Source organism: Desulfovibrio aminophilus DSM 12254, from assembly GCF_000422565.1.
GTDB classification, from domain to species: Bacteria; Desulfobacterota; Desulfovibrionia; order Desulfovibrionales; family Desulfovibrionaceae; genus Aminidesulfovibrio; species Aminidesulfovibrio aminophilus.
The window spans coordinates 210,952-223,316 of sequence record NZ_AUMA01000007.1; the positions used below are offsets into that span (position 1 = coordinate 210,952).

Here is a 12,365-nt window from a genome sequence, read left to right on the forward strand (position 1 = left end):
GTGAAAGAATTTCTGCGGATCGCCCTGAACCTTTTGGTCATCAGCCTGGTTTCGGCCGCGCTGCTGGGGCTGGTCTTCACCCGCACGGAGAACATCCGCAAGCGCAATGAACAGGCCCGGCTGGAGGCCTCCATGGGCCGCTACCTGGACCCCACGGCCGGTCCGGCGCACTACGCCCGCATCCACCGCTATCTCATGGAGCGGCCGGGGCAGGCGGCGGCCGTGGGCTACGTGTTGCCCGTGCGTGGCGGCGGCAACGCCTTTCTTTTGCTCACGCCCGACGGCGAGGTGCTTTCGGCCACGCCGCTCGACGGCCCGGTGGACGACGAGGCCGAGCGCGACGCCACCCTGGCCCGGGCTCTGCCCGGCGCGGCTGCGCACTACGCCGATTCCTACATCCTGGCCCTGGACGCCTCTGGGCATCGCATGGCCTCGTTCATCCAGGGCCGCACCGGCGGCTTCAAGACCTGGGTGCATCTGCTGGTGGCCCTGGGCCCGGACGGGAGCGTCAAGGGCCTGGAAATTCTGCGTCACGAGGAGGATCCCGGCCTGGGCGCGGAGATCGAGCAGGAATACTTCCGCAACCAGTTCGCGGGCCGGACCCTGGACGAATTGCGTACGCTGGGCGTGGTCCGGCTGCCCCTGCCCGAGGACTACCGCCGGGGACTGGAGCGCTCTCGCTGGGCCGCCCGGGGCATCACCCCGGAGCAGGGGAGAGCGTTGTGCGCACCCTACGGCCACGAGGACATCCACGCCATCACCGGGGCGACCATCTCCAGCCGCCGCGTCACCGAGGGCGTGAAGCGGCTCGTGCTGGCCTTCGTCAAGCGCATGGAGACCGTGGAGAACACGGCGCGCGCGGCGGGCCTGGAGCCGGCCTTCTAGGCTGGGAGGGGACATGGACGCACACGAGCACACGGTCCTGGAACGGCTGTCCAACGGCCTGATCAAGGAAAACCCCATCTTCAAGCTGGCGCTCTCCATGTGCCCGGCCGTGGCCATGACCAACACCGTGCGCAACGGCTTCCTCCTCGGGCTGGCCGTGCTCTTCGTGCAGGTGGCCTCCAACGTCACGGTCTCGGTGTTCCGGCGCTTCATTCACGAGCGCATCCGCATTCCGGCCTACATCATCATCATCGCCACCTGGGTCAGCGTGAGCGACATGACCCTGGCGGCCTACGCCCCGGGTTTCTACAAGGAGATCGCGCTCTACGTGAAGCTCATCGTGGTCTTCGCGATCATCATCTCCCGGCTGGAGGTCTTCGCCTCGCGCAACACGGTTTGGCCCTCCTTCTGGGACGGCATGGGCATGGGCCTGGGCTTCATGTTCGCGCTCATGCTCGTGGGCTGCCTGCGCGAGTTCCTCGGCGCGGGTACGCTCTGGGGCGTGGAGATCCTGCCCTTCAAGCCGTTCTTCTTCTGGTCCCTGCCGCCCGCCGGATTCTTCGCCATCGGCCTGATCATGGCCCTGTTCATCTGGCTGGAGCGCCGCTTCAACGCCTGGAGGGCCAAGCGATGACCGCCCGGGCGACGTTCCTGCTCCTGCTGGTCCTGCTTTGGGCCGCTCCGGCCCAGGCCGGGAACATCGTCGCGGGCGAGATCACGGGCGAGCACGAACTGACCCTGGCCCTGGCCGCGCCGCTGGACGCCGCCGTGGACTGGCGCGGCCGCGTGGGCGTGGTGGAACGGGAGAACCCGGACGTGCCCCTGACCGTCACGACCGCGGCCCTCTCCCCGGACGGCCGCGAGCTGGTCCTGACCCTGGCCGAGCCGGTCTCGAGCCAGGGGGCCTACGCCGTGACCCTGTGCGCCGGCCCGGACGGCGCGGCGGAGAGCTTCCAGGTGCGCAAGGGCGTGCTGGCCGTGCTCTTCTCCATCCTCATCAGCGCGGCGCTGATCCAGAACTTCGTCTTCAGCCGCTATCTCGGCCTGTGCATCTTCTTCGGGGCCTCGGGCCGCAAGGAGACGGCCGTGGGCATGGGCTTCTCGTTCATCCTGGTGATGACGCTCTCGGCGGTCTTCGTCTGGGCCATGTACAATTTCGTGCTCAAGCCCCTGCACCTCCAGTTCCTCCAGGTGCTCACCTTCGTGGGGATCATCGCCATCTTCGTGCAGCTCCTGGACACCGTGCTGCGCAAGGTGAACCCGTTCCTGTTCAAGAAGCTCGGCGTGTACCTGGTGCTCATCACCACCAACTGCATCATCCTGGCGGTGCCCCTGATCCTGGTGGACAACGCCTACGACCTCTGGGAGAGCCTGGCGCTGGCCCTGGGCTCGGGCGCGGGCTTCGCCCTGGCGCTGTTCCTCATGGCCTGCGTGCGCGAGAGGCTGGAGCTGGCGGACATCCCGGAACCGTTCCGGGGCCTGCCCATCGCCTTCGTGGTGGCCGGACTGTTCGCCCTGGCCTTCCTGGGCTTCTCGGGCATGAGTTTCTAGGAGTGGACGCGGCATGGACCTGATCCAACTGGCCTGGACCGGATTGGCCGTCTTCGGGGCCCTGGGGCTGGTCGCGGGCGTGGCCCTGGCCCTGGCGGCCGTGCGCTGCAAGGTCGAGGTTGACCCGCGCATCGCCGAGGTCAAGGAGGCGCTCATGGGCGCCAACTGCGGCGGCTGCTCCTACCCCGGCTGCGAGGCCTACGCCGAGGCCGTGGTCAAGGATCCGAACGTGCCGCCGGACCTCTGCCGTCCCGGCGGACCCTCGGTGGCCGTCGCCGTGGCCCGGCTCACGGGCAAGGCCATGGGCGGGGCCGAGCCGGTGGTGGCCTTCCGGCGCTGCGTCAAGGACGAGGGCCAAGTGGCCCGGCGACTGCTGTATTCGGGCGTCTCCACCTGCCAGGCCGCCAGTCTGGCCCTGGGCGGTCCGGACGCCTGCCGCTTCGCCTGCATCGGCCTGGGCGACTGCTTGGCGGCCTGCCCCTTCGGGGCCATGCGCCTGGAGAGCGGGCTCGTGCGGGTGGACGCGGAACTCTGCACCGGCTGCGGCAACTGCGTGCGGGTCTGCCCCAAGTCCATTCTCGAACTGACGCCGCGCAACTCCCGGGTCCAGGTCTTCTGCTCCTCGCGGGACAAGGGCAGCGAGGTCAGGGACGTCTGCGGGGCGGGCTGCATTTCCTGCGGCATGTGCGTGAAGAAGTGCCCGGCCCAGGCGGTGAGCCTGGATCGCGGACGCATCAGCGTGGACCACAAGGCCTGCGTGGCCTATGGCCCTTCCTGCGGGCTCGCCTGCGCCGGATTCTGCCCGCGTGGCATCCTCCGCCCCCTGGGGGACGAGACCCCCACGGCGCGGCCGGAGCCCGAGGCGCGGCGGCGGGCGGCCGGGACCGCGAATGGGGAACAAGCATGAGGACGAGCGTATGAAGCGCAGGGACGTGTTGCGATTTCTGGGAACGGGCGCGGCGCTGGCCGCGGGATACGGCGTGGCTTCCTGGCTGGACGGGGTGGTGCCTCTGGGCCGTCCCGGACGGATGCTCAGCGAAACGCGCCTGGGCATGGGAACCTACGTCAGCCTGAGCGTGGTGGACCCCTCCCAGTCCCGGGCCGAGGAGGCCCTGGGCGCCGCCTGGGCCGTGCTGGATCGCCTGGAGGCCCGGTTGACGCGTTTCCGGCCCGAATCCGCGCTCTCCGCGCTCAACTCTCACGGTCGACTGGACGGCGCGCCGGAGGATTTGACCCGGGTGCTGGATCTGGCCGTCTTCGCCCACCGGGCCACCAAGGGGGCCTTCGATCCCACGGTCCTGCCCGTGCTCGCGTACATCGAGGAATCCGCCGAGGCGGGACGACGGCCCGATCCCTCCCGTCTGGAAGAATTGCGGGGGCTGGTCGGTCTGGAGCGGGTGCGTTGGGACGGACGTTCGGTGCATTTGGACCGCGCGGGCATGGCCCTGACCCTGGACGGCGTGGCCAAGGGCTACATCGTGGACCGCATGGCCGAGGCCTTGCGCGAGCGGGGCGTGCGCCACGGACTGGTCGACGCCGGAGGCGACATCGCCGCCTTCGGCGGCAAGGCCGAGGGCCTGCCCTGGATGGTGGCGGTGCGCAACCCGGCGGATGTCGAGTCGCCCCTGGCCCGCCTGGAGCTGACCGATGGGGCATGCGCCACCTCGGGCGACTACGAGGTCTATTTCGACAAGGAACGTCTGTTCCACCACATCGTGGACCCGGCGACGGGCGTTTCACCGCACCTCATCCACTCCTCCACGGTCCTGGCGGATACGGCGGCCCGGGCTGATTCCCTGGCCACGGCCCTGCTCGTGCTCGGCCCCTGGGGCGAGGACGTGATCCGGCCGCACGTCAGCCGGGTCATCCTGGCCTGATCCGCTCCATGACCATCGCCGTGGCCGTGAGCGGAGGCGTGGACAGCCTCCTCTGTCTGGCGCTTCTGCGCGAAGGGGGCGAGGATGTCCTGGCCGTGCATGGCCGCTTCCAGGATCAGGACGCGGCCGGGCCGTCCCTGGCCGATCTCTGCGCCTCCCTGGGCGTACCCTACCTGGAGTTGGATCTGCGCCGCGAGTTCGAGGAACGGGTGGTGCGGCCCTTTGTCCGGGCCTATCTCGCGGGCGAGACGCCCAACCCCTGCGCGGCCTGCAACCCCGGCATCAAGTTCGGCGTCCTCTTCGACCACGCCATTGAGCGCGGAGCGGAGCGGCTGGCCACCGGCCATTATGTCCGCCTGGAGAGCGGTCGGCTGCTGCGCGGCATCGACGCGCGCAAGGACCAGAGCTATTTCCTGAGCCTCGTGCCCGCCGAGCGCCTGGAGCGGGCCGTGTTCCCCCTGGGTGGGTGGACCAAGGACGAGGTGCGCGCGGAGCTGGTCCGGCGCGGCTTGACGGCCCCCGTGCCCCGGGAGAGCCGGGAGATATGTTTCGTGCCCGGTGACGACTATAGGGCCTTTCTGGAGGGGCGCGGCGAACCCTTGCCGGACGGCGGGCCGGTGCTCCTGGAAGACGGCCGCGTTTTGGGACGGCATCGGGGGCTCTGGCGGCATACCCAGGGCCAGCGCCGGGGCCTGGGCCTGAGCTGGCCCGAGCCCCTCTACGTGCTGGACAAGGACCCGGAGCGCAACGCCTTGGTGGTGGGGCCGCGCGCATCCTTGGAGTCCCCAGGCTGCCTGCTGCGCGGGGTGAACCGCCTCGTCCCTTCGACGCATTGGCCGGAAGTGGTCCTGGTCCAGACGCGCTACCGCCAGAAGGCCCGGCCCGGCCGCTGGGAGGAAACCGGGGACGGCCTGCGTCTGCGTTTCCTGGAGCCGCAGGGGCGACCCACGCCGGGGCAGATCGGCGCGTTGTATACCCCGGAGGGCGCGGTCCTGGCCGGAGGCGTCATCGCGGGCTGAGCCCTCCCCGCCACGTGGCCCGCGCGGCCCTTGTCCCTCTCCGGGTCACGGTGTAGGACAGCCCGTGATGAAGACATTTCACACCGCCACCCTGGGCTGCAAGATCAACCAGTACGAAACCCGCGCCCTGGCCGAAGCCCTGGAGGCGCGCGGCTGGGTCCAGGTCGATGACCCGGCCTTGGCTGGGCGCATCCTGGTCAATTCCTGCGCCGTCACGGCCAACGCCGTGAGCGACCTGCGCCAGCTCGTGCGCCGCCTGCACCGCGAGAGCCCGGACGCGGCCATCGTCATCACCGGCTGCGCGGCCCAGATCCTGGAAGAGGAACTGGCCGGACTGCCCGGAGTGGAGCGGGTCGTGCCCCAGTCGCGCAAGGCCGAACTCCTGGATGCCGGTCCCGCGCGGGCTGGCTGGCAGCCCTTCGCCATCTCGGGTTACGACCGCGCGCGGCCCGTGCTCAAGGTTCAGGACGGCTGCTCCCACCGCTGCACTTACTGCGTCGTGCCCCTGGCCCGGGGTCGGAGCGTGAGCCGCGACCCGGCCGCGGTTTTGGCCGAGGCCGAACGTCTGCTGATGGCCGGATTCCGCGAGATCGTCCTGGGCGGGATCAACCTCCGCCAGTACGGCACGGACCTCCCCGGCCGCCCGGATTTCTGGGATCTGCTCGCCGGACTGGAGCGCGCCCTGGCCCCGCGCTGGGCCGATCGCGTCCGGCTGCGTTTGAGTTCCCTGGAGCCGGGGCAACTCGGGTCCAAGGCCCTGGACGTGCTGGGCGCTTCGCGGCTGGTCTGTCCGCACCTGCATCTCTCGTTGCAGAGCGGCGACCCCGAGGTGCTGCGGCGCATGGGGCGCGGTCACTACCGGCCGGAACAGGCCCTGGAGTTCAGCCGTGAGCTGGCGGCCGTCTGGCCGGTCTTCGGTCTGGGCGCGGACCTGCTGGTGGGCTTCCCGGGCGAGACGGCCGGGCAGTTCGGCAATACCCTGGCCCTGGCGCGGGCCCTGCCCCTTTCCTATGCCCATGTTTTCCCGTATTCTCCGAGGCCGGGCACTCCGGCGGCGGACCTGGACGGCCAGGTTCCCCAGGAGGAGAAGAAGGCCCGGGCCGCGAGCCTGCGGGCCGTGACCTCGGCCCGGAAGCGGGCCTTTCTCAAGGTTCTGGCCGGAGGCGGACCGCTGTCCGTTCTGGTGGAGAACGCCGAGGGCGAGGGCGTGTCCGAGCACTACGCGCCCTGTCGGGTGGAAGGCGTCTCGGCCGTGCGCGCCCTGGTGCGGGCCCGGCCCGTCGGCCTGGAAGGCGGCCGTGTCCTGGCCCGTCCGGAGCCCGAGGCGTGAGCGCGCCGCGCGTCCCGGAGCCCGGACTGCTCGTGCTCTCCGTGCTTTGCGCCGAATGGGAGGCCTGCTGGCCGCGACTCTCGGCGGAACTGGAGGCGCGTTTCGGCCCGACGGACTTCGCTTCCGCGTTCATGGATTTCGGACACACGGACTATTACGATCGGGAACTGGGCACGCCCCTGAGGCGGCGGATGCTGGCCTTCGAGCGGCTGGTCCCACTGGACGGCCTACCCGAGGCCAAGCTCTTCACCAACGAGCTGGAGCGGCGGGAAGCTCGACCTGACGGGAGCAGGCGTTTCAACCTGGACCCCGGCGTCCTGACCCAGGAGCGGCTCATTCTGGCCACGGGCAAGAATTTCACGCACCGGGTCTACCTGGGCCGGGGCATCTGGGCCGACCTGACCCTGGTGTACACCGGCGGCGGCTGGCTGGTCCTGCCCTGGACCTTTCCGGACTACGCCGCCCCGGACATGCTGGAGCTTTTGAGCGAGATGCGCGAACACTACCGCCGCAAGCTTTTCGCCCTGCGCGGCGACAACCCGGGGCTCGAGGCCCCCAACGAGGAAAGGAAGGAAACATGCCCGCGAGCATGACCGGCTTCGGCCGTTCCGAGAGCGCCGAGGAGAAGTGGGCGCACGGTTTCGAGGTCAAGAGCGTCAACGGCCGCTTTCTGGACGTGAAATGGCGCATTCCCTCGGCCCTGCGCAGCCTGGAGACGGCCTGGGAAAAGATCGTGCGGTCTTACGGCAGCCGGGGCCGGGTGGACGTCTCCCTGAATCTTGAGGTGAAAAGCCCGGACATCCTTGGCGTGAGCCTGAACCTGCCTCTGGTGGCGGCCATGCTGGACCAGGTCGCCAAGCTGGCGGCCATGCGCGGGCAGGCCTTCGAGCCGGACTATAATCGCCTTTTGTCCATGTCCTCGCTTTGGCGCGACGATTCCAGCGGCCCGGCCCCGGCGCTCCTGGACAGCCTGGAGCGGGGGCTGCGCGCGGCCCTGGAAGACTGGCGCGCCTCGCGGCAGTCCGAGGGCGCGGTTCTGGCCGAGGATCTGCGCGTCCGCCTGGCCCGTCTCCGCGAACTGGCCCAGGCCATCGCCCAGCGCATTCCCGGCGTGCTCAACGAGAAGCGCACGGGGCTCTGCCAGCGCGTGCGCGAGGCCCTGGCGCAGGTGGGGGCCGAGTACTCCGAGGACCGTATGCTCCAGGAAGTGGCCGTGCTCACGGATCGACTGGACGTCTCCGAGGAGCTGACCCGGCTGTTCGCCCACCTGGACCGCCTGGAGCAGACCCTTTCCGGCGCGGCCGAGGAGGGCAAGCGCCTGGACTTCCTCATCCAGGAGGCCTTCCGCGAGATCAACACCTGCGGCAACAAGGCCCAGGACGTGGAGGTCAGCCGTCTGGTGGTGGACTTCAAGACCGAGCTGGAGCGCTGCCGCGAGCAGGTCCAGAATCTGGAGTAGGCATGAGCAGGCAGGCGCTCCGCCAGGGGCTTCTGAACATCGGTTTCGGCAACTTCGTGGTCCTCACCCGGGTGGTGACCATCGCCAACCCCTCGTCCGCGCCCATGCGCCGCCTGCGCGAGGACGCCCGCCAGGAAGGCCGCCTGGTGGACGCCACCCAGGGCCGCAAGACCCGCGCCATCATCGTCACCGACTCCAACCACGTGATCCTCTCGGCCATCCAGGCCGAAACCATCGGCCAGCGGTTCCAGGCCGAGGCGTTCGAGATGTCGGAGGAGGCAGCCGATGTCTGAACGCGTCCGGCGGGGCATCGTTCTCGTGCTTTCCGCGCCCTCCGGTGCGGGCAAGAGCACCCTGGTCCGCAAGCTGCTGCGGGAGTTCCCGGGGATCGGCTACTCGGTGTCCTACACCACCCGCGCGCCCCGGGGCGCGGAGCGCGACGGCGTGGACTACCACTTCGTCGACCGCGACCGTTTCCTGGCCATGCGCGAGGCCGGGGAGTTCGCCGAGTGGGCCGAGGTTCACGGCAATTTTTACGGCACGGCCAAGGCTCCGGTGCTGGCGCTCCTGGACCAGGGCCGCGATGTGCTCTTCGACATCGATGTGCAGGGTGCGGCCCAGCTGCGCACGGCCTTTCCGGAGGGGGTGCTGGTCTTCATCCTGCCGCCGTCGCTGGCCGAACTGGAGCGCCGTCTGCGCGGCCGGGGCACGGACGCGCCCGAAGTGGTGACCAAGCGCCTGGAGAACGCCCGAGCCGAGATCGCGGCGGCGGAGCGCTTCGATTTTCTGATCCTGAACGACGATCTGGAGCGGGCCTGCGACGAGTTGCGCGCCGTGTATCTGGCCGCCCGGCTGCGGCCGGGGCTGCGCCCCGGACTCGTGGCGGACCTGCTGGCGGAGTGGGGGGAGCATGGCTGAATTGGTGGTGGCCCTGGACTATCCCGAGGCCGCGCCGGCCCTGGACATGGCCCGCCGCCTGGTCGGGACCGCGCCCTGGGTCAAGGTGGGCCTGGAGTTGTTCACCGCCGAGGGACCGGGGCTGGTGGCCGATCTCAAGGCGCTGGGCTTTCGGGTCTTCCTGGATCTCAAGTTCCTGGACATCCCGAATACGGTGCGTGGCGCGGTGCGTTCGGCCGCGCGTCTAGGCGCGGACATGGTCAACATCCACGTCCTGGGCGGCGCGCGCATGGCCGAGGCGGCCCTGGAGGGCCGGGACGCCGGAACCGCTCCCGGGGCCGAGCCGCCCCTGTTGCTCGGCGTCACCGTGCTGACCAGCATGGCCGACGCCGACCTGCCCGTGGACTATCCCGGCGGTGCGGGAGCGTTGGCGTTGGAGCTTGCCCGCCGCGCGCGGGGGTATTATCTTGATGGTGTGGTCTGCTCCGGCCTGGAGGCGGCCCGGATCAAGGAGGCATGCGGGGCGGGCTTCCGCTGCCTGACCCCGGGCATCCGCCCGGCGGGCGGGAGCGACGACCAGCGCCGCACCGTGACCCCGGCCCAGGCCGTGGCCGCCGGCGCCGACTACCTGGTGGTGGGACGCCCCGTCACCCAGGCGCCGGATCCCCGGAGCGCGGCCATGGACGTTTTGCGCGACATGCGCACGGGATGCTGAGGACCGGAGCGGGACGCCGAGGAGACGCCATGACGCATGAGACCGCCCAGAAATTTCTGGCCGAGCTGCCCGGCGTACGCAACGATCTGCCGTTCTCCCCGGTGCTCCTGCAGAAGCTCTTCATGCAGACCGGCGAGGGGGCCCTGGCCTCCATGCACGATATCGCCGAAACCATCGCCAAGGATCAGGGTCTCACGGCCAAGCTCCTGGCCATGGCCAACTCCGCCTTCTATGGCCTCCAGGCCCAGGTGACCACGGTGCAGCGGGCGGCCACGGTCCTGGGGCTGCGCGAGATCCGCAACATCGTCCTGGCCATCGGCATCCGCGCCCTGGGGCGCAAGAGGCCGATGCCCAAGGAATTCGACCTGGACGCCTACTGGCGGCATCAGTTCCGGGTGGCCTGCCTGAGCCGCGACCTGGCCCGTGCCCTGAATCGTCAGGAAGGGGGCGGACTGGACCCGGACCAGCTCTTCACCGCCGGGCTGCTCCACGACCTGGGCAAGCTCATCGTGGCCATGTTCCGACCTGAGGTCGCCGTGGAGATGCTCACCCTGGCCCGTACCCGGCACATCCCCGAGTCCCTGGCCGAGAACGACTACTGGGGCGTGGATCACGGCGTGGTCGGGGCCCTGGTCCTGGGTTCCTGGGATCTGCCCGCCGAGATCGTGGAGCCGGTGAACTGGCATCACGCCCCGGAACTGGCTCCGGTTTCGGCCCGGGAGGCCACGCTCCTGGCCCTGGCCGACGCCCTGGCCCACGAGGCAGCCGATCCGGCCGATCCCCAGGCTCTGCCCGCACCCGGCCTGGCCCAGTCCCTGGGCCTGTCCCTGGAGGACGTCCGCCCCTTGGCCGCAACCGTCCTGGCCGACGAATCCGTGGACCAGTTCGTCCAGAATCTCGTCTGAGCGGGGCGGCGCGCGACTCATGCCCTGTCTCTGGAAACCCCGCAACGAGGAAACGCCCCCGGCCTCCGTGGCCGAACTTGGCGAAATCTTGGGCGTTTCTGCCGTGACCGCCGGGATTCTCTGGTCGCGGGGTCTGCGCGAGGCCGGGGAGATGGACCGTTTTCTCTCCCCGGGCCTGCGGCACATGGCCGACCCGGCGACCATCCCGGGTCTGACCCGGGCCGCCGAGACCTTGGCTCGGGCCCTGGGCGAGGGCCGCAAGCCCGCCATCTGGGGCGACTACGACGTGGACGGGATCACCTCCACGGCGCTCATGACTGAATTTCTTTCCCTACGCGGTTTTCCGGCGCGCCCCTATCTGCCCAACCGTCTCAAGGAGGGCTACGGCCTGAACGCGGCGGGCATGGAGACTCTGGCAGCCGAGGGCGTGGGCGTGCTGCTCACCGTGGATTGCGGCGTCTCGGACCACGCGTCCGTGGAACGGGCCCGCTCTCTGGGCCTGATCGTGGTGGTCTCGGACCACCACCTGCCCGGCGAGACCCTGCCGGAGGCCGAGGCGGTCTGCAATCCCCGGCTCGCGGCCGATGGCCCCTTCGCGGACCTGGCCGGGGTGGGCGTGGCCTTCATGCTCGCCGTGGCCCTGAACAAACTGCTGCCCGGCGCGCCGCTGGACATGCGCCGCTTCCTGGACCTGGTGGCCCTGGGCACCGTGGCCGACGTGGTGCCGCTCACGGGCCAGAACCGCATTCTGGTCAAGAACGGACTGCTGCTCATCAAGGAAGCGCGTCGGCCGGGCATCGCGGCCCTCAAGGCGGCCAGCGGCTACGACCGTTACGCCGAGCTGGGGGCTGGGCAGATCGGCTTCGGCCTCGCCCCCCGGATCAACGCCGCCGGACGCCTGGGCGATCCGGGCAAGGCCCTGGACATGCTCCTGTCCCCGGACGAGGAGACCGCCAGGCCCCTGGCCCTGGAGCTGAACGCCCTGAACGCCGAGCGTCGCCGCGAGGAGGACTCCATCCAGCAGGAGGCCCTGGCCCAGGCCCGGGAGCTGCTGGCCGCCCGCCCCGGTCTGCGCGGGCTGGCGCTCTTCGGGGCCCACTGGCATCCCGGGGTCATCGGCATCGTGGCCTCAAGGGTGGTGGAGGAATTCTACCTGCCCACGCTCATTTTGTGCAGCGAGGGTGAGAAGCTCAAGGGTTCGGGCCGCAGCGTGGACGAATTCGACCTGCATGCCGGGCTGCGGAGCTTTTCGGACATCCTGCTGGGCTTCGGCGGGCACCGTCAGGCCGCCGGGCTCTCCCTGGCCCCGGAAAATCTGGAACCTCTGCGCGAGCGGTTTCACGCCGCCGTGCTTGAGCAGGTGGGCGACCGGGCCTTAAGGCCAGTGCTCAAGCTCGACCGTGAACTGGCCTTCGGCGAGATCAGCCACGTGTTGCTCAAGGAACTGGAGCTGCTCCAGCCCTTCGGGGTCGGCAACCCCGAGCCCGTGTTCCAGTCCCCGCCGGTGATCGTCAAGGACCGCCGCGTGTTCGGCAAGGATCACGTGAAGCTGACCCTGGTGGACGCCGAGGCCCGGGCCACGCTCTCCGGCAAGGCCTGGCGGCAGGCCGCCAACCTCACCCCGGCCGTGGTCGGCCGGACCATGCGCTTCGCCTATTCCCCGGGCATCGACGACTGGGACGGCGTCCCGCGCATCGAACTGCACCTCCGCGACTGGTGCGAGTAGG

At 70.0% G+C, this 12,365-nt stretch carries 14 protein-coding genes; all 14 read left to right on the forward strand.

Annotation, left to right across the window (positions count from 1 at the left end):
- The 14 genes from H587_RS17270 to recJ all read left to right on the forward strand — a co-directional run bounded on the left by H587_RS17270 (nucleotide 1) and on the right by recJ (nucleotide 12,364).
- Nucleotides 1–885, forward strand: a complete 885-nt coding sequence (locus tag H587_RS17270) for an FMN-binding protein (RefSeq protein WP_051202439.1) — start codon at nucleotides 1–3, stop codon at nucleotides 883–885.
- 13 nt (nucleotides 886–898) lie between these two features.
- Nucleotides 899–1,519, forward strand: coding sequence for an electron transport complex subunit RsxE (gene rsxE, locus H587_RS0104595; RefSeq protein WP_051202440.1), 621 nt, complete (start codon nucleotides 899–901; stop codon nucleotides 1,517–1,519).
- Nucleotides 1,516–2,436 carry an electron transport complex protein RnfA gene (locus H587_RS20960; protein ID WP_084630394.1) on the forward strand — a complete coding sequence of 307 codons (921 nt, stop codon included), beginning with the start codon at nucleotides 1,516–1,518 and terminating at the stop codon, nucleotides 2,434–2,436. The genes rsxE and H587_RS20960 overlap by 4 nt, the downstream gene beginning before the upstream one ends.
- Before the next feature lie 13 nt (nucleotides 2,437–2,449).
- On the forward strand, nucleotides 2,450–3,343 hold the full coding sequence (gene rnfB, locus H587_RS17275; protein WP_051202441.1) for an RnfABCDGE type electron transport complex subunit B: 894 nt from the start codon (nucleotides 2,450–2,452) through the stop codon (nucleotides 3,341–3,343).
- A gap of 10 nt (nucleotides 3,344–3,353) precedes the next feature.
- A complete protein-coding gene (locus H587_RS17280) occupies nucleotides 3,354–4,313 on the forward strand; it encodes an FAD:protein FMN transferase (protein WP_051202442.1) in 960 nt (319 codons plus the stop codon).
- Between the two features lie 8 nt (nucleotides 4,314–4,321).
- Entirely contained in the window at nucleotides 4,322–5,332 is a 1,011-nt protein-coding gene (gene mnmA, locus H587_RS0104615; RefSeq protein ID WP_027175270.1) for a tRNA 2-thiouridine(34) synthase MnmA, read from the forward strand.
- Between the two features lie 67 nt (nucleotides 5,333–5,399).
- Nucleotides 5,400–6,662 carry a MiaB/RimO family radical SAM methylthiotransferase gene (locus H587_RS0104620; protein WP_027175271.1) on the forward strand — a complete coding sequence of 421 codons (1,263 nt, stop codon included), beginning with the start codon at nucleotides 5,400–5,402 and terminating at the stop codon, nucleotides 6,660–6,662.
- Complete coding sequence (locus H587_RS17285) at nucleotides 6,659–7,255, forward strand: DUF4416 family protein (protein WP_034608550.1); 597 nt, start codon at nucleotides 6,659–6,661, stop codon at nucleotides 7,253–7,255. The genes H587_RS0104620 and H587_RS17285 overlap by 4 nt, the downstream gene beginning before the upstream one ends.
- The gene (locus H587_RS0104630) at nucleotides 7,240–8,121 is read left to right on the forward strand and encodes a YicC/YloC family endoribonuclease (protein ID WP_027175272.1); all 882 of its coding nucleotides are present in this window, start codon (nucleotides 7,240–7,242) and stop codon (nucleotides 8,119–8,121) included. The genes H587_RS17285 and H587_RS0104630 overlap by 16 nt, the downstream gene beginning before the upstream one ends.
- A 2-nt stretch (nucleotides 8,122–8,123) precedes the next feature.
- Entirely contained in the window at nucleotides 8,124–8,414 is a 291-nt protein-coding gene (locus H587_RS17290) for a DUF370 domain-containing protein (protein ID WP_034608551.1), read from the forward strand.
- Nucleotides 8,407–9,039 (forward strand): guanylate kinase, encoded by a 633-nt coding sequence (gene gmk, locus H587_RS0104640; RefSeq protein ID WP_027175273.1) that lies wholly within the window; start codon nucleotides 8,407–8,409, stop codon nucleotides 9,037–9,039. The genes H587_RS17290 and gmk overlap by 8 nt, the downstream gene beginning before the upstream one ends.
- The gene (gene pyrF, locus H587_RS0104645) at nucleotides 9,032–9,733 is read left to right on the forward strand and encodes an orotidine-5'-phosphate decarboxylase (RefSeq protein ID WP_027175274.1); all 702 of its coding nucleotides are present in this window, start codon (nucleotides 9,032–9,034) and stop codon (nucleotides 9,731–9,733) included. Before gmk ends, pyrF begins: the two co-directional genes overlap by 8 nt.
- Nucleotides 9,734–9,762: 29 nt before the next feature.
- Complete coding sequence (locus H587_RS0104650; RefSeq protein WP_027175275.1) at nucleotides 9,763–10,638, forward strand: HDOD domain-containing protein; 876 nt, start codon at nucleotides 9,763–9,765, stop codon at nucleotides 10,636–10,638.
- Between the two features lie 19 nt (nucleotides 10,639–10,657).
- Nucleotides 10,658–12,364, forward strand: coding sequence for a single-stranded-DNA-specific exonuclease RecJ (gene recJ, locus H587_RS0104655; protein ID WP_027175276.1), 1,707 nt, complete (start codon nucleotides 10,658–10,660; stop codon nucleotides 12,362–12,364).
- Nucleotide 12,365 lies beyond the last annotated feature (1 nt).